At 33.2% G+C, this 16,629-nt stretch carries 20 protein-coding genes; 15 read left to right on the forward strand and 5 right to left on the reverse strand.

All coding sequences use genetic code 11. The annotated features are described in order from the left end of the window. The 15 genes from QM491_RS16405 to QM491_RS16475 all read left to right on the forward strand — a co-directional run. Positions 1–617 (forward strand): hypothetical protein (locus QM491_RS16405; RefSeq protein WP_310589577.1); only part of this gene is annotated, 617 nt, incomplete at its 5' end. Next, the gene (locus QM491_RS16410; RefSeq protein WP_283328628.1) at positions 614–865 is read left to right on the forward strand and encodes a hypothetical protein; all 252 of its coding nucleotides are present in this window, start codon (positions 614–616) and stop codon (positions 863–865) included. The genes QM491_RS16405 and QM491_RS16410, both read left to right, overlap by 4 nt. Before the next feature lie 260 nt (positions 866–1,125). Then, entirely contained in the window at positions 1,126–2,331 is a 1,206-nt protein-coding gene (locus QM491_RS16415; RefSeq protein ID WP_283328630.1) for a glycoside hydrolase family 19 protein, read from the forward strand. Then, positions 2,328–3,116 carry an SH3 domain-containing protein gene (locus QM491_RS16420; RefSeq protein WP_283328631.1) on the forward strand — a complete coding sequence of 263 codons (789 nt, stop codon included), beginning with the start codon at positions 2,328–2,330 and terminating at the stop codon, positions 3,114–3,116. Before QM491_RS16415 ends, QM491_RS16420 begins: the two co-directional genes overlap by 4 nt. Before the next feature lie 47 nt (positions 3,117–3,163). Further along, entirely contained in the window at positions 3,164–4,072 is a 909-nt protein-coding gene (locus tag QM491_RS16425) for a glycoside hydrolase family 19 protein (RefSeq protein ID WP_283328632.1), read from the forward strand. Positions 4,073–4,074: 2 nt separating this feature from the next. Then, a complete protein-coding gene (locus QM491_RS16430) occupies positions 4,075–4,779 on the forward strand; it encodes an SH3 domain-containing protein (RefSeq protein ID WP_283328634.1) in 705 nt (234 codons plus the stop codon). Between the two features lie 47 nt (positions 4,780–4,826). Then, positions 4,827–5,204 carry a hypothetical protein gene (locus tag QM491_RS16435; protein WP_283328635.1) on the forward strand — a complete coding sequence of 126 codons (378 nt, stop codon included), beginning with the start codon at positions 4,827–4,829 and terminating at the stop codon, positions 5,202–5,204. A 128-nt stretch (positions 5,205–5,332) separates the two neighbouring features. After that, on the forward strand, positions 5,333–5,704 hold the full coding sequence (locus tag QM491_RS16440; RefSeq protein WP_283328637.1) for a hypothetical protein: 372 nt from the start codon (positions 5,333–5,335) through the stop codon (positions 5,702–5,704). 10 nt (positions 5,705–5,714) lie between these two features. Then, the gene (locus tag QM491_RS16445) at positions 5,715–6,380 is read left to right on the forward strand and encodes an SH3 domain-containing protein (RefSeq protein WP_283328639.1); all 666 of its coding nucleotides are present in this window, start codon (positions 5,715–5,717) and stop codon (positions 6,378–6,380) included. A gap of 62 nt (positions 6,381–6,442) precedes the next feature. Further along, a complete protein-coding gene (locus QM491_RS16450) occupies positions 6,443–7,258 on the forward strand; it encodes a lysozyme (RefSeq protein WP_283328640.1) in 816 nt (271 codons plus the stop codon). Continuing rightward, a complete protein-coding gene (locus QM491_RS16455; RefSeq protein WP_283328642.1) occupies positions 7,221–8,267 on the forward strand; it encodes an SH3 domain-containing protein in 1,047 nt (348 codons plus the stop codon). The genes QM491_RS16450 and QM491_RS16455 overlap by 38 nt, the downstream gene beginning before the upstream one ends. Before the next feature lie 86 nt (positions 8,268–8,353). Further along, positions 8,354–9,316 carry an N-acetylmuramidase domain-containing protein gene (locus QM491_RS16460; RefSeq protein ID WP_283328644.1) on the forward strand — a complete coding sequence of 321 codons (963 nt, stop codon included), beginning with the start codon at positions 8,354–8,356 and terminating at the stop codon, positions 9,314–9,316. Further along, complete coding sequence (locus QM491_RS16465) at positions 9,297–9,575, forward strand: hypothetical protein (protein ID WP_283328646.1); 279 nt, start codon at positions 9,297–9,299, stop codon at positions 9,573–9,575. The genes QM491_RS16460 and QM491_RS16465 overlap by 20 nt, the downstream gene beginning before the upstream one ends. 16 nt (positions 9,576–9,591) lie before the next feature. Then, positions 9,592–10,113, forward strand: coding sequence for an SH3 domain-containing protein (locus QM491_RS16470; protein ID WP_283328648.1), 522 nt, complete (start codon positions 9,592–9,594; stop codon positions 10,111–10,113). A gap of 158 nt (positions 10,114–10,271) precedes the next feature. Continuing rightward, entirely contained in the window at positions 10,272–10,694 is a 423-nt protein-coding gene (locus tag QM491_RS16475; protein ID WP_283328650.1) for an IS1/IS1595 family N-terminal zinc-binding domain-containing protein, read from the forward strand. Here QM491_RS16475 and QM491_RS16480 read toward each other — a convergent pair whose 3' ends face one another. The 5 genes from QM491_RS16480 to QM491_RS16500 all read right to left on the reverse strand — a co-directional run bounded on the left by QM491_RS16480 (position 10,695) and on the right by QM491_RS16500 (position 16,505). Continuing rightward, positions 10,695–12,290 carry a BACON domain-containing protein gene (locus QM491_RS16480; protein ID WP_283328651.1) on the reverse strand — a complete coding sequence of 532 codons (1,596 nt, stop codon included), beginning with the start codon at positions 12,288–12,290 and terminating at the stop codon, positions 10,695–10,697. It lies immediately after the preceding gene. A 501-nt stretch (positions 12,291–12,791) separates the two neighbouring features. Then, a complete protein-coding gene (locus QM491_RS16485) occupies positions 12,792–13,709 on the reverse strand; it encodes a helix-turn-helix domain-containing protein (RefSeq protein ID WP_283328653.1) in 918 nt (305 codons plus the stop codon). Positions 13,710–13,734: 25 nt separating this feature from the next. Further along, on the reverse strand, positions 13,735–14,217 hold the full coding sequence (locus QM491_RS16490) for a nuclear transport factor 2 family protein (protein ID WP_283328655.1): 483 nt from the start codon (positions 14,215–14,217) through the stop codon (positions 13,735–13,737). 588 nt (positions 14,218–14,805) lie between these two features. Next, on the reverse strand, positions 14,806–15,690 hold the full coding sequence (locus tag QM491_RS16495; protein WP_283328657.1) for an NmrA family NAD(P)-binding protein: 885 nt from the start codon (positions 15,688–15,690) through the stop codon (positions 14,806–14,808). After that, entirely contained in the window at positions 15,687–16,505 is an 819-nt protein-coding gene (locus QM491_RS16500) for an SDR family oxidoreductase (protein WP_283328658.1), read from the reverse strand. The genes QM491_RS16495 and QM491_RS16500 overlap by 4 nt, the downstream gene beginning before the upstream one ends. Positions 16,506–16,629: the final 124 nt, after the last annotated feature.

Below are 16,629 nucleotides of genomic sequence, written 5' to 3' on the forward strand. Positions count from 1 at the left end.
CTGTAGCAGAAGTAGGAGGCAAAATCGTACTTGGCACACTAGGAAGAATCGCCAAACACCCACTCATAAAAAATGCAGTTGGAAAAATTTTAAGTAAATTTACTACTGGGACGGGGGATGCACTCTTAAACGCTTTTAAATCTGGGTTTTCACAAGAAAGTATATTGGCAATTCCGAAAGGAAGTAGACCATTGCCTTCCAATTATTTAAAAGAGGAATATATTTCTAGCCATTTGGCTAAGTTTGAAAACGGAGCTTCATATCTAGTTCCTCAAAGTGCATTAGATAATTATGGCAGAGCATTAATTGGAAGACCAGATGGACAATTTGTAATGAGTAAATTCGATATGGATAACCTATTGGCAAAAGCTAATGGAGATTTAACAGTAATTGAAACCGAACTAGGAATTCCAGCAGGTTTATGGAAAAACAAACAATTAGTTAGAATTGATATTCCTAATCCTAAAAAACTAGAAATCAGAATTCCATCGGGAAATGAAGGTGGTGCAAATGAGCTTTGGTTACCAGGAGGGAAATTACCAAATGGATATTCTGAAGCTGTAATAAATCCAATTCCGAAAGGCAAATACATAGAAATATTAACCAATATAAAATGATAGAAATAATTAATAAACCTTGGAATTATAAATTCATTGAGAGAAATACGCAATATTTCCTTTTTGTTATGTGTGGTGGAGTAGCTGTATTTGAAATAAATATTCAATTAAATGATGAAGAAACTCTTTTATATAAAAATTTAGGTACTGAATATATAGATCAGTTAGCTAAAAAAATCCAATATAGTCCTTCATTATATTCTTCAAGAAATTTACCTGAAGGTTATTTTGACATTGATTTGTTATAACCAAGAGAAATGGTAAGTATGTAAAGTGAAATACCCTTAACAACCAGCGAGTTAAGGGTATTTTTTTATCCCAAAAGCTATCCAATGCCTACCAAACAGCCCTAGAAACAAAAGACTTTTTCTGCAATGGAACAGATTGTAACACCACAAGTAAAGACGGCAAAGGTCCCAATCCTATAGAGGAACTCATCACTCCACTCTGTGAGCAGAACAAAGCCAAGCTGTTGGCGCTGAATGAGGCGTTGGAACAAGCTCAACAAATGATAGCTGCAAAAGAGACTGAGCTTATAGTTGCGGGAAGTAGTATCACTTGTGGCTGTTCTGGACTCGATGATATCTTAACCTTTGATAGAGATTGTAAAAATGTAATATTATCTTTAGAAAAGCTCAAAAAATCAATATCCACAAAGACCACATTACATAAATTTGAGGCTTCAATAACTGCGATAGGTCAAATAAAAATAGGAGATGTCTGTATCGACAAAGTATATATACATACCCAAGAAAGCCCAAGCTTTGAGGTATCACTGTCAAGCAAAAAGAAAACAACAATGGGAGTAGAGTTTGATATTAGTAATTCTACCAACAAATTTAAAATAGACATACAGGATACTGAAGCTAAAGATGTTAAGATAGACGCTGTTTGGAAGTATTTGGGCAATAAAGTTCAAGAGCATCAAGCCACTTTCCCTATTACTGGAGCACAGTTACATGATATATTTTCGGGAACTTCACAAGAGAGATGCGACGAAGTGGCAAGTATCATTAATAAATATTCAGATAAATTTGAGATAAATACCCCTCTGAGAATGGCACATTTTTTAGGGCAGGTGGGGCATGAGACAGGTGAGTTTAGAGGCAATAGTTTTAAAGAAGGTACTTGCTATAGTGAAACAGGTAAATGGGCTATATGGTTTAATCAAACATGGAAAGAAAGCCCATACGACAGAGTTTCTTGTAGTGATGTGAACGTGGGACATAAGAAAAACCCTTGGAGTACACTTTCAGATGTACCAAAAAAATATAGATGTGGTGCTGGATTAGTATCTCGTTATGATGCGGGTAAAAACTTATTTTGTTATGTATATCGTTGTGAGGGAGGGAATGGCGATGAAAGCACTTGTGATGGTTTTAAATATAGAGGTCATGGCTTCATACATTTAACATGGAAAAAACAATACAAAGATTTTGATGACTGGCTAAATGGACAAGGGCTGGGGCAAGATTATAAGAAAGTAATGTCCGACCCTGATGAAGCTTTTGATGATATGGAAATTGCATGCCTTTCGGGTATGTGGTACTGGAAAAATAATAACGGAAATACAAAAGCCGATGATGCCATTCCTGACACGCCTAATTTTGACGATAAGTTCAAAGAGGTCTCAAAATCTATCAACGTACAAGCAGAGAATAATGAAAATAGAAAAACTATATTTACAAACGCATATAATGTTTTGAAGAAATGAAAAAAACACTAATTTTTTGTTTGTTAGCCATCTTCACTTGTGAGGCTCAGACGCAAAAAAAAGAAACATTTTATGGAAGTGTTTCTAACAACACAATCAATAGCTTTTTAGGTGGCTATGCTTGGGTTTATGAACAGAATGATAATTTTCCTCATGCAGATCAAAGTTTTTGGATATATAATGATAATAAGTTATATAACATAGAGAATAACAGTAAGATAGAAGATAGAGTTGATTATTTGATCAAAACAAAACACGTTTATGGCTTGTATTGCTTTTTGCCTCGTACTCCTTTTCCATATGTCGAATCTATCAGAAACAATACATACATGCCAATTCCTAAAGACTCTATAGTTTTGGATATGGCAATAAGTAATATAAAAATGAATGAGATTTTCATATTAGAAGGTTTAAATAAAATAGAAGATTCATACTCTGAAAATCAATATAGTACCCTGTCATTTTTATTGTCTGTAGTTCGACCCAATTATATTGAAACAAATAGAGCGTGGCATCCTGCCCCTAGTACAGTTGGAGGCATGATACGTGTAATTGAACCCCCAAAGTTTATACAAGATTTTATTAAATATTTAAGAAAAGATAAGAAAAAGGTAATAATTAAGAATAAAACTATTATAAATACATCGTTAGCTGAACCTACCAAAATGTACCTCATCAAAGGCGATGAAGTAGAGATATTAGAAGAGAAAGGAGAATGGCTCAAGATTCGTTATTATGGTAAAAAGACTATCGAAGGATGGATAAAAAAGAGTGATGTGGAGTAAAAGAATATAATTTTTTAAATACAAAAGCCCTTAATTTTTTATAAAAGTTGAGGGCTTTCGTATTTGATATCCAAGACACCGAATCTAAAGATGTTAAAATAGATGCTGTTTGGAAATATTTGGGCAATAAAGTTCAAGAGCATCAAGCCACTTTCCCTATTACTGGAGCACAGTTACATGATATATTTTCGGGAACTTCACAAGAGAGATGCGACGAAGTGGCAAGTATTATCAATAAATACAGTGATAAATTTGAGATAAATACCCCTCTGAGAATGGCACATTTTTTAGGGCAGATAGGCGCGGAAACAGGAGGACTTGTTGCTACTAAAGAAATCCCCTGTTATAAAGAAAAAGCTATAAGAGCTAATTTTGGAGCGTCAAAATACTGTGATTTATATGTAGGATTTGATTGTGTTGATCTGAGCGCTTGTGCAACTGAAAGTGAAACAGTGAAGTGCAGTCAAGGTGTTCCTACTACAAATGAGGAAATTAAGAAAAAATATATTTGTAGCTCAGAACTGTTTGACTATTGCTACTCTTGTTCTGCAAGGAAACCTGGAAGTTCAGGAGATTTAGGAAATGGTCCACCATCTTCGAAAGATGGCTCGACATTTATGGGGCGAGGTTTTATTCAACTAACTGGAAAAGCAAATTATGAAATTGTCAGTAACGCTTGGAATAATGATATCGAAAATGCAAATAACAAAAAATATTTTCATAAACAGACATCAGACGGGGGACATATTGATGAATTGGTAAGTAATTTGGATATTGGTTTAAAAGCTAGTTTATATTTTTGGAAAAAGAAAAAGCTTAACCGAAAAGCAGATGAAGGTATAACAGATAATGATATTGATAATTTAGGGTATGTTATAAATGGAACAAATCCTCCCAATGATTACAAAACAAGAAGAAAGTATACCAATGAAGCATTTGAAGTCTTAAAAAAATAAATATGAAAAAGATAATCAGCTTAATCATTTTGTTAATGATTTTCACAAAAAGTATTAGTCAAACATTAAATAATGGTAATATAACTTGTTTGGAGGGTATTTGGAGCAATAATTCCAACTATTCAACTAATGTTCTTTCATATAGAATAATTAGTGGAAATAAGATGCTGTCATTTGGGTATGAACACGGTGATAGTAGCTTAAATTTCCCGTTATTAATTCATATTGTAGGTTTTCAAGGTAAGACAGAGGATGAAATAGATTCATTAGATAAGACCCAATTAGTTAATTTCGGACTGCACTATACTGAAATTACAGAAGATGATTACTCAAAAAAAGGTAATTGGACTAAAAATTATTTTATTCCTCTAAAATTTGGATGTGATAATAATGAAATGACACTTCTGTCAGGAAAAATAGCTGAATTTTCAAGGCTTAGTAGACTCCCAATTGAGTCCATTTCTTTATTGAATGCAAGAGGAAAAAAGGATAAAAGGAACTATTTAAGTGAATTTTTGAAAATTAGTTTAAAAGGTATTAAACCCTCCAAATCATTGATAAATTCTATCCCCAACAAACCCACCAAAATGTACCTCATCAAAGGCGATGAAGTAGAGATATTAGAAGAGAAAGGAGAATGGCTCAAGATTCGTTATTATGGTAAAAAGACTATCGAAGGTTGGATAAAAAAGAGTGATGTGGAGTAAAAGAATATAATTTTTTAAATAAGAAAGCCCTTAATTTTTTATAAAAGTTGAGGGCTTTCCTATTTGACATCCAAGACACCGAAGCTAAAGAGGTTAAAATAGATGCCGTTTGGAAGTATTTGGGTAGTAAAGCTCAAGAGCATCAAGCCACTTTTCCTATTACTGGAGCACAGTTACATGAGATATTTTCGAGTACCCCACAAGAGAGATGTGACGAAGTAGCAAGTATTATCAATAAATACAGTGATAAATTTGAGATAAATACCCCCCTGAGAATGGCACATTTTTTAGGGCAGATAGGCACAGAAACAGTTGGGTTAAAAAACTCCAAGAAAGTACTTGTTATTCCTCAAAAGACAGAATCAAAGAGGTTTTTGGTAAAATTAAATACTGTGATTTATTTGAGGGATATGAATCTGATTTAACTGAATGTGATTCCGATGAAACACCTAAAGCATGCAACCCAGCCTTAAAAAAAATCACTTCTGATTTAGTAGTAAAGGATAAATATATTTGTTCTAGTAATTTATTTGACTATACTTATTCATGTAGGATGGGTAATGGTCCTGCCTCAACAAAAGATGGTTCAACTTTTTTAGGAAAAGGTTTTATTCATTTGACAGGTAAAGGACAGTATCAAACTATTACATCTTTATGGAATAGTGATTCCGAAAATGCGAATAATAAGATGGAATTTGATGGTAGAGATATAGATTTACTCACAACTAACCTAGATGTAGCTATGAAAGCGAGTATGTATTTTTGGCAGAAAAAAAAATTAAATGATTTAGCTGATAATAGAATTGAAAATATTGATATTGATAAGGTTGGTGGTAAGGTAAACGGAGTTATTTATCCGAGTTTACCCTATGGATATGATTCTAGACGAAGTATTACAAAAGTAGCATTTAACATTTTAAAATAGTATAATCTTTATGAAGAAACTTTATTTATTACCATTCATCATAATTTTATCCCTCACAACAAAAGGACAATCAAGAAATCCAAAAAAGATATTCGAATTAGGAATATGGAAAGGTACTATTACGACAGATGTATCATCGAAGCTAGAGTATTACAGTTTGATTAAATTTCCACGTGTATTTCAAATCACAATAAATAATAATGAGATAGTAGGTTATGGTGAAAACATCCAAGGGTACTCAAACATAAAAGAAGAGATATTGAAAACTACAGATTTAAATAGTTCAGGAAGATATCTGTGCTTTTGTAATAAAAAAGACTCTCTTTTATCATGTAACTTTCCAGATTTTTCAACTTCAGATACAAGCTTTTCTTTCTCAGGGACTGATATATTTGATTTTACCTTCAAAAGAAAAATAAATAAAAAAACTTATTCTCAGATTATAAAAGTCCTTTCTGAAGAACAGTATAATTATTTTAGAGAACTCCTCTATTATACCTCCTATGTCAAAAATATTAAAGCTTATTTATACAGTAACAAGGTTATACCTACCAAAATGTACTTAATCAAAGGCGATGAAGTAGAGATATTAGAAGAGAAAGGAGAATGGCTTAAAATTCGTTATTATGGTAAAAAGACTATCGAAGGATGGATAAAGCGAAGCGATGTAGAATAGGTTTCATAAAAATCCCTTAATTCAAATGGAGTTAAGGGATTTTTTATATGTTTCTTCATAGCATGAAACGCTTCTTTTGGAACAAAACTCATTTGTGGATGTACAAACATACTCAAGAAAGCCCAACCTTTGAAGTATTACTCCAAAGTAAAAAGAAAACAACGATGGGAGTAGAGTTTGATATTAGTAATTCTACCAACAAATATAAAATAGATATTCAAGACACCGAAGCTAAAGATGTTAAAATAGATGCCGTTTGGAAGTATTTGGGAAATTCTACTATTGACCCTAATTTACCAGTAGATGTAACTCTATTAACACTAAGTACAAAAGGTGAAACGTTCCTCAAAAAGCAAGAAGCTGTCATCACCCACGTTTATAATGATGCCAAAGGTGGACGTTCTAAATATTGTGATGAACATGAGGGGCATAGTACGAGTGAATGGTTCTGTGAAAAAAGTAACCATTACTACAATGAGATACTAGGAAAACCAACCATTGGTCTAGGACATTTAATTACATCACAAGACGAGCTAGATTTGTATTGTAGCCAAACGTTGAGTATTGATGATTGTATGAAATTATTTAGGGAAAAAGACCTACCTAGGTACGAAACTCCATTGAAAAATGCCGTGGATGTAAAACTTACACAATATCAATACGATGCTCTAGTAAGTTTCGTATTTAATACTGGAACTAATAATTTGAAAGAACGTGGTGTTATTAAGAATATTAATTCCAATAGTTTTGATGCAGAGGATATGGAAAAGGCATTTATGCAGTGGAAGCGCCCATCAATTGTTGTTCCAAGAAGAGAAGATGAAATAAATTTATTTAATAATGGAAAATATACTTTTAGAGGAAATGAAATCAATTAAAAAAATGAGAGGATGTAAATTATTCGTTTTATTATTTATTAGTTTTCTATTTACCTGTAGAGGACAAATAAAACCAACTCAGCTTTATGGAACATGGGAGGAAACAAAAAGAGAATATGTTTACTTTAAAAACAGTAATATGTCAGAATTTACAGATAGAGAAAAAAACCTTTATAGCGGTTCTAAATTAACTTTTTCAAAGGATACAATCTTTGCATATGTCACATATTTAACAGAAAACATAATTACTCCAATTAGATATGAATATCGTTCATTAAAAACAGATACTCTAGATTGGGATGGAAATTTAGACGAATTGTTAAGAAAAAAAGGGAAGAACTGTTTAGAGATTACAATTAAAGCTAACAAAAACAATGGTTATAAGCAGTATTTTGATGAATATAGCTTCTATTTATTTGAAGATAATACCTTAGCACAGCTAAACGATTATTCTCTACACTTTTACAAGAAAATTAGTGATAAAAATATGGGGAACTGGTTAATAAATGAGTTTGGGCAATCAATAATTAGAGGTTATGAATATTCTGTTGTTAGTATACCAATCAAAGCGATAAATAAAGATAAATATATTATCATTACATATCTTCCTCAAGATACTGGAATAAATTATTTTAAAATCTATACAGACAATGGAAAAAAAGGTCAACCATTCCCAATTATTTTTCAGATAAAAACATCTACATCATACAATGAGAAAATATTTGTTTATAAAATTGAAAGCTCATGTAAAAATCTTTTTTTCACTATAGGTGATGCTAATAATTCATTGTATCAATCTTGGGAAGTCCGATATAAATTTGTAGACAAGGTTCGCATAATTAATTTTTCTAAATCAATTATTCATCGAATCCCCAACAAACCCACCAAAATGTACTTAATCAAAGGCGATGAAGTAGAGATATTAGAAGATAAAGGAGAATGGCTCAAGATTCGTTATTATGGTAAGAAAGTAGTAGAAGGCTGGATAAAGCGAAGTGATGTAGAATAATAAATGGGCGGTTTCTGATTGAAACCGCTTTTTGTTTTGATACCCCTTAGATATTTATTGGAGACATTTGTATTGATAATTTTAGTTTGGAGTTATTACCACATGATGCTTCAGGAGTACAAGTATACTCAAGCAAAAAAGACCAATATGATGATTTAGCCGTTAAAATATCAGGTAATAGCCTAATATTTAATGACTATCAATCTCCAACCACTAAAACTTTAACCCTTAAAACCGACAATAATGACCAAACAACCCTAGTTGAAAAATGGCTATTTGAGAAGGCTAAAGTGATGGATGAGGGTACAAATAGTAACGACATATTAGACGATGAAACATTCAAGAAATATGCTAAATTAGCTGGTATTAAAGATTTTATTGCATTCAAAGCATTTACGGTTGTAGAATCTGGTGGAAATGGTTTTTTTGAGGTTGAGGGCAAGAAGGTTCCTAAGTTACTATTTGAAAGGCACTTAATGTATAAGTGTTTAAGAGATGGAAAAATTTGGGGAGTTGTTGCCAGTAATGACCCAAGGAAAGATAATAATATTGTACTTTCTGAATTATTGGAAAATAGACCAGAAATAGTTTCAAAAACTGGTTTTGAATGGTGTAAAAAATGTTCCTCTTCAAATACTTACGTCATTAAAGGCGAGAATTGTGAGACCAATAGTCATAACGAAATTTGGTTTTATAACAATTGCTATATCCCAACTACAGAAAACTATGAAAAAAGGTTTTTAGAAGCTGTTGAAATTCACAAAGAATGTGCATATATGGCTACTTCATGGGGAATAGGTCAAGTTATTGGAGCAAATTTCAGGAATGAATTTAACTCAATAGACGAAATGGAAAAGGAGTTAATGAATGGTAATAGTTCATCTCAACTATTCATAATGGCTTCATTTATAAAAAATAATAGTACTTTAAAAAACGCAATAAATGATAAAGAATGGGCAATTGCCGCATCTGAATATAATGGACCAAATTATTCAAAAAATAAATATGACGAAAAACTTAAAAAAGAATATGAAAAACTTAAAAAATAGTTTAATCATTACCCTTGTTTTTGCCAATTCGTTATTTGGGCAAATTAATAATCTTGAATATTCTAGCAGTAAATACCGATATTCGATAGCTATGGAGATTCCTCATAATTTTGATAATATACGTGAGATGTTAAAAGTTAAATTTGAGATTGAGCGTTTAAAACTTGAAGAATATCAAAAAAAAAGGGATAAAAGTTACTATTCAGACAGAAATGTAAATATCCCATATTCAGTTGCTTTCAATATTGATTCAATATAAAAATTTTGTAACGTTAGTGTATAAAGTAATAGAAGAAAACTCAATTCCTGGTAATGATGATTTTTATTTTGAGGTATTGAGATTTTATAATTCTGGTAATGTATCATATCAAGATGAAGTAAAGCATTACTTGAAAGAAGATGAACTCAAAATCTTTAAATTACTAGAAAATAGTTTAAATGGTTGTAAAATATTTCAAAGACCTTCAATAATTGACAATTTTATTATTCCGAGAGACTCTCTAAGTTTTAATATTCTGATTTGGAAGGGATTGTTGGACGTAAGTACAGAATTGTGTATAGAAGATAGAAAATGGATAACAGTTAAAAAAAATACAGAGTTAGGAAAGTATCTTTTCGATTTCAAAAAAGTTATTTCTAAAACTATGATTAATCTTTCTCCCAACAAACCTACCAAAATGTACCTCATCAAAGGCGATGAAGTAGGGGTATTAGATGATAAAGGAGAATGGCTCAAGATTCGTTATTATGGTAAAAAAGTAGTGGAAGGCTGGATAAAGCGAAGCGATGTAGATTAGGTTTTCAGAATAATGTTACAACAGTGTTGGGTACTGTTACAGAAGTGTTGGTACGCTTGACTCTTAATGAGTTAAGCGTATTTTTTTGTATAAGATGTGATTTTTGAGGTCTTGTTACGTATCAACAAGATTAATTAAAGCTCTTAAATCGCAAAAAAATGGCATTCACTACAACCAAGTGTTACAAATGTGTTGGTGGCACTATATCATGTGATAGTTGTGCGGGTAATTTGATAAAATACGGTCGAGATATACGAGGAAAACAGCGTTATTTTTGTAAAAAATGTATCAAATCTACCGTCTTGTTTTATACCTATCAAGCTTGTCATGTAGAGACAAATCCTAAAATCATCGCATTAACCAAAGAAGGGGTTGGAATACTATCTATGGCAAGGCTTTTGTCTATTTCAGCCACCACCATACTCAAACGAATAAAAAATATTGCTTCTTCTCTTTTTCCTCCTACTCTATCAAACAATCAAGAATATGAAGTAGACAAACTAAAAACCTATTATCTCCAAAAATCTAACCCTATAAAGCAAGTTGGTAGACTAAGCGCTCTACCATCTTGCTTTGATTAGCTATTTAGATGGTTTAAGTTTTTGGAGTTGCTGTTGCTGCAGTTCATATAATTTCTCTCTACTCGTAGGTTTAGAAAGCCTTATGTTTGAACTGGAATTTTTGAATTTATCTGCAAAGCCACATCCTGCATTGATATTTGCACTTGTTGCCACAGATGTATTAGTAAATACATTACCATTTTTTCCAAATCCTGCTATATATTTTATTCCATAACAATTTTGGGCGGATACTTTGTTATTTTTATTAGATTCTGGTTGGATAACTTCAACATGAGTATAGAAATCATATTTTTTGTTAATAAAGTTAGATTTGTCGATTAATATGTTGGAATTGCTCCCCCAACTAATAACATTGATTTCTGGATCATTAAATTCAGATTCAGAAATATTGACATTACAGTTATCTTGATGAATAAATGAGTTGAAATAACTATTTCTAAAAGTTAAATTTTTCAAATTTAGTGGAGCGCTAAATGGATAGGTAACCACCTGTATACCTGTCATAAAATTATTATCAAAAAGTATATGGTGGATATCAATGATTTTGGGCTGGATATGATGATTCATGTATATTCCAGTAAAGGCACTTTGTACATAACAATAAGATATTTCTATATCCCCATCGACCACAATTCCACCCCAAGAGCTATCACCTAGTTTGTAGTTTTCTCCCTTAAGGATTATGATATTAGACTCATCACCTTTCGCCACTAATTTTCCTCCTAGGACAATAATGTTTATACCTGGTGAAATAGTCTTAACGGTGATGATACTCCCAGGCTTTATTGTAAGCGTTAGACCTTCTGGAATGACGATACTTCCTGTTAAATATATGTTGCCAGCCCAAGTTTCATTACGAGTAAGTCGATGTCCTTCTATATTGCCTGATTTGGTGTCATCATAATTAACCTTAATATTTACTTGAATTGATTTTCCTATAACTCCATTTACTTTTGGAGTTATAGTGACTGTAGCCGTTTGGTTGCCCGCTGGAGCGGTTAAAGTATTGATTGTAAGTTTTAAAGAGTCAGTAGTGGATAAGCTAGCTGAAGCCTTGTCTAACAACAACCAAGGCTTATCACTTACGGCATCGTAAGTTAAATTTTCAGAACCTACTTTGGAAAACTTCAAATACAGAGATTTATCTGTTTTTATTGTTCCGAAATCCAGCTCAGAAACAGATGTAACCAAAGTTGTTACTTTGTAAATACCTTTCACTTTCACAGTGATATTTGATGAAGGTGTACCATTAATAACTGGTGTAATAGTTAAAGTAGCAATATTTTCGCCTTCCAGAAGGTCAGTACTACTGATTAATGTATTAATACTAACAACTTCTTTACCGTTGGTGATGGTGCCACTAGATTTAGAGATTTTTACCCAATTTTTGTCTGAAGCAATCGTGTAACTGATCGTACCCTCCCCAGTTTGTATTATGTTAAAAGTTGAATTTGAACTAGAAGTAATAGCTCCCATTTCGATTATATCGCTTGAAACATTCATTGTTGGAGGAGCAACATCTTGACTTTTACATGCACCTAGTAAAATGATAAAGCATAACAAGAAATAACTGTGTAGTGTAGTTTTGATTTTCATAAGAAACATTTTTAGACTGTTTTGTTTAATTAACCAGAACATAATTTTAAGATTATGCTCTGGTTAAGACGGTCAATGGGAACTTATGATACCTATTTTTTTAAATAAATACTTTAATGATTTTGAGCTTTGGAAATTATTAGATGTTTTTTCAGAAAACAATCTTGTAATCAGCTCCTTAGGAGCGACAATTTGGTAGGCTTGAATCCATTATCTGACCTATTGAGCACTGTAGGTGTGAAAGACCTCAAGATAGCTGACTTCAACAATGAAGGTAATGGATAGATAGGAGTCGAGAAGAGTATTTTGAAAGGAGAAAAGATATAGAATTTTGATTAACTTCCTCTAAACACTTGGTACTGAATATCATATACTAAATAGATGATATTCGTGATAAGATAGATTACTTTTTAGAATAAAATACTAAAACTCCTACTAAGCCTAAAAGTAAGCTACTTACAATTCTTTTAAGTTATAATGACTTTGAGTTCCAACCTTCATTCAATTAAACGACTGCTTGAATTCAATAGGAGTCAGATTCGTTTTTTTCTTGAATATTTTATTGAAAGATTGCGAATGCTCAAAACCTAGTTGATAAGCTATCTCAGAAACCGATAGGCTAGTTGCGGTCAAATATTCTTTGGCTTTTTCGATTAGCTTTTCATGAATATGTTGCTGAGCATTTTGTCCTGTATGTGCTCGAAGCATATCGCTTAGATATCGGGGTGAAACATTTAATTGCTCCGCCAAATATTCCACAGAAGGAAGACCTTTGCTAAGACCTTCTTCTCTGTTGAAATACTCGTCTAGTATTTTCTCCATTTGGACAATCAAAGCATTATTCACGATTTTTCGTGTAATAAACTGACGTTTGTAGAAACGATTACTATAATTGAGCAATACTTCTATATGTGATACAACTAAATCTTGACTAAAATCATCGATATTTCCGCTGAGCTCTTCTTTAATATTATCAAATACCGAAAAAATAATGAGTCGTTCTTTTTCAGACAAGTGCAAAGCTTCATTAGCTGAATACGAAAAAAAACCAAATGATTTTATTCGATTTGCAAGCGAATACCCTCTCAGAAAATCTGGATGAATAAGTAAGGTATAACCTGTATAATCTCGTTTGTCGTCGGAACACGCTATCACTTGATTAGGAGATATAAACGATAAGCCCCCTTCTGCACAATCATAATATCCTTGCCCATATTTTATTTTTCCTAAAGGATTTATCTTATAGGATATTTTAAAAAAATTGGGAAGGATTGACTTAGGCCACTGTTCATGTGGCATCGTGATATCAGCATAATTTACTAAACTTACCAGAGGATGTAAGGGCTTAGGGAAACCCAATGCCTTGTGCATCTCTGAGATAGAATTCAATTTGAGCGGTATGTTTTTTTCCTTTTTCATAATCAAATATAGGAAGTTCTTTTGCTTATTGTTCAGGAAAAGCAAAGGTCAAATCATGATAAATACGATGTGTGGTTATTTTCCATGTTCCGTTTTCTAATTTCAATGAAGGCTTGTAATATCCTGATTCTGTTGGGATAACGCTTCCTTTTAGACCAACTGTACCTACAGGCCAGTCACCTTCAGGGCGGATTGCCCCGACAGAGTCAAAGCGTATAAATTGGGCATCCATTTCGGCGTAATCACCCTCTACTGCGATAATATGGTCATGGGTGGTATGGTGACTCCAACCTTTGGGAGGATGTGGTTTCATTAGATTTGAAATGGCATTAGCAATTTGTTCTTTGCCATTCAGCACAAATAATAGAGTCGGGTTTCCTGCATTTAAGTCGTATATTTCTACTTTTCCATTTTGTATAAAAAGTTGACTTAATGTTTCGCCATCAAGCGCATCTGCGGCTCTGACATATTGGGCGAGTACTTGTTGAACTGCTCTTTCTGGACTCATTTGATATTTATATATTTTATTTTACTAAGTAATCGTGCAAAATAAGATTTAATTTATGTGTTTAGGCACTAGGCAACAGGCACAAGGCAAAGAGTGTTAAAATATTTTTTAATAACCACAGCCATGCTTTTTTCCAAAGCCCACCACCGAAAGCCGTTACCTGAAAGCCCAATCTTAAATTTTATTTTGCCTACTAACTTAAGTAATCGTGCAGAATAAGATTTAATTTATGTGTTTAGGCACTAGGCAACAGACACAAGGCACAGAGTGTTAAAATATTTTTTAATACCCACAGCCATGCTTTTTTCCAAAACCCACCGCCGAAAGCCGTTACCTGAAAGCCCTAAGCCCAATCTTAAATTTTATTTCGCCCACTAACTTAAGTAATCGTGCAGAATAAGATTTAAGTTATGTGTTTAGGCACTAGGCAACAGGCACAAGGCAAAGAGTGTTAAAATGTTTTTTATTACCCACAGCCATGCTTTTTTCCAAAACCCACCGCCGAAAGCCGTTACCTGAAAGCCCAAAGCCCAATCTTAAATTTTATTTTGCCCACTAACTTTGTTATAACATTTATATTAAAAATAATTACCCAAACATAGGTTTGAGGATATGTTGAGCAAACTGCTCTAATGAAGTGTGGGTTGTAGATTTTTCATTACGAACACCTTCATTAAAATATCCTTCATTGATAGATTTATAGCGCTCTGTAATCAGTGCCGCTCTACTTTCGGACATTCCTGCTTTTAACAAGGCATTTTTGTACGCTTCGTAAGCGTATTGTACATATTCTATTGATGGCTTACCGATGGTATTTCCCACTATTGTGGCAATTTCGGTTTGGCTGTAGTCTCTATCACCTAGTAAATCTTGGTACGATTTGCCAGTAAAATCTAGCTTTAGCAATCGTTGTGTCGCAAAATCGGCAATATCATCTGTAGCAATTAAACCTGTTTTGACTTCTGGGCGTAAAGGGGTAGCAATGGTATTAAATAATTTCAGGGAGTCAATCAAATTCTCCATAAAACCTTCTGCTCTAATACTCAGCACATTGATGTCATTTGGCAGACTATTCAGGCGAGTTTCTTGTCTTCCCAACCCTCTTACGGTACCTGTGTGCAACACATCATGAGCCCCTTGAGACGAAACAAATACAATATTTTTAACCCCTGCATTGATGATTGCCTGATATTGAATCTCACCTAGTTGGTCTTGAAAAGCCCCAAAATCCAACGTTTCTTTGTCTGGAGGTAACATTAGGAATACAGCTTCAGAATCAGAAAATGAGGCTGTCAAAAAGTCTACATCATTCATATTTCCTAGAGCGATTTCAGCGCCTAATTCTTTTAAAGATTCTAGACTTTGGGCATTTCGACCAATTACTCTAATCGATTTGCTATTTTTGAGTAAAGCTGTAGCTATTTTGAAACCAATCTTACCAGTGGCTCCTGTGATTGTTATCGTGTTATTCATGATTGTAGTTCCAATTTAAAAGTTTGTAACAGCTGTTGAGCCTGTTTCTCAGGACTTATTATTAATCTTTCTTGATATAATTGATTGGCATCAGCTCCAGCTAGATATCTGAGTTGGCTCTTTTGGTCGGTAGCAGCCTCATAGATGACCGACGCAATCTGTGTTGCAGTCGAAAATTGGCTACTACGCTCTTCACTGTAGCCTTCACTTACTTTTTCGACTAGAGTTTGATAAGCAGGATGCGTTCCTCCATCTAACGAACGACCCGCAAAATCGGTTTGTATTCCTCCTGGGGCAATAATCTTTACTCGAATATCAAACTTAGCTAGCTCATAAGCCAGACTCTCCGAGAAACCATCAATAGCAAATTTTGTAGCAGAATAAATCGAACATGTAGGATACCCAAGCAAGCCAAACATAGAAGTAATATTGATAAACATGCCTTTTTTACTTTGACGAAAAAACGGAATGAAGGCTTGTGTAACTCTAATAACTCCTAGTAAGTTGGTATTGAGCTGACGGTTAATTTGTTCGTCGGATAATGCCTCCAAAACGCCAACTAAACCATAGCCCGCATTATTTAAAACAACATCTATGTCATGCTGCAATAGCACTTGCTGAATGGTACTTTCAATTTGAGTAGGGTTAGTAACATCTAACTTTAATACGGTAATATTGTTGAGATGCGTTAATTCTGTTTCGTTTTCTGGATTTCGCATTGTAGCAAAAACCCGCCATCCTTTTGCTTGAAAGAATTTTGCAGTGGCTTTGCCCAAGCCACTAGAAGCTCCTGTAATAAAAATAGACTTTTGCATATTTGAAAGAATAAAAATGATAATGCAAAAGTCTAAAGAAGTAGATAGATAATTGTTGCCAAATTGAAGTTGCTTGTAGCCGAAATGACGTTGATCTAGTTACTTATATTACTCAATCTATATT

Source organism: Flectobacillus longus (assembly GCF_030056705.1).
GTDB classification, from domain to species: Bacteria; Bacteroidota; Bacteroidia; order Cytophagales; family Spirosomataceae; genus Flectobacillus; species Flectobacillus longus.

Coding starts and splice junctions, on each gene's coding strand:
- QM491_RS16410 (WP_283328628.1), top strand. CDS start 614: ATGATAGAAATAATTAATAAACCTTGGAATTATAAATTCATTGAGAGA.
- QM491_RS16415 (WP_283328630.1), top strand. CDS start 1,126: ATGATAGCTGCAAAAGAGACTGAGCTTATAGTTGCGGGAAGTAGTATC.
- QM491_RS16420 (WP_283328631.1), top strand. CDS start 2,328: ATGAAAAAAACACTAATTTTTTGTTTGTTAGCCATCTTCACTTGTGAG.
- QM491_RS16430 (WP_283328634.1), top strand. CDS start 4,075: ATGAAAAAGATAATCAGCTTAATCATTTTGTTAATGATTTTCACAAAA.
- QM491_RS16440 (WP_283328637.1), top strand. CDS start 5,333: ATGGGTAATGGTCCTGCCTCAACAAAAGATGGTTCAACTTTTTTAGGA.
- QM491_RS16445 (WP_283328639.1), top strand. CDS start 5,715: ATGAAGAAACTTTATTTATTACCATTCATCATAATTTTATCCCTCACA.
- QM491_RS16450 (WP_283328640.1), top strand. CDS start 6,443: ATGAAACGCTTCTTTTGGAACAAAACTCATTTGTGGATGTACAAACAT.
- QM491_RS16455 (WP_283328642.1), top strand. CDS start 7,221: ATGGAAAATATACTTTTAGAGGAAATGAAATCAATTAAAAAAATGAGA.
- QM491_RS16465 (WP_283328646.1), top strand. CDS start 9,297: ATGAAAAACTTAAAAAATAGTTTAATCATTACCCTTGTTTTTGCCAAT.
- QM491_RS16475 (WP_283328650.1), top strand. CDS start 10,272: ATGGCATTCACTACAACCAAGTGTTACAAATGTGTTGGTGGCACTATA.
- QM491_RS16480 (WP_283328651.1), bottom strand. CDS start 12,290: ATGAAAATCAAAACTACACTACACAGTTATTTCTTGTTATGCTTTATC.
- QM491_RS16485 (WP_283328653.1), bottom strand. CDS start 13,709: ATGAAAAAGGAAAAAAACATACCGCTCAAATTGAATTCTATCTCAGAG.
- QM491_RS16490 (WP_283328655.1), bottom strand. CDS start 14,217: ATGAGTCCAGAAAGAGCAGTTCAACAAGTACTCGCCCAATATGTCAGA.
- QM491_RS16495 (WP_283328657.1), bottom strand. CDS start 15,690: ATGAATAACACGATAACAATCACAGGAGCCACTGGTAAGATTGGTTTC.
- QM491_RS16500 (WP_283328658.1), bottom strand. CDS start 16,505: ATGCAAAAGTCTATTTTTATTACAGGAGCTTCTAGTGGCTTGGGCAAA.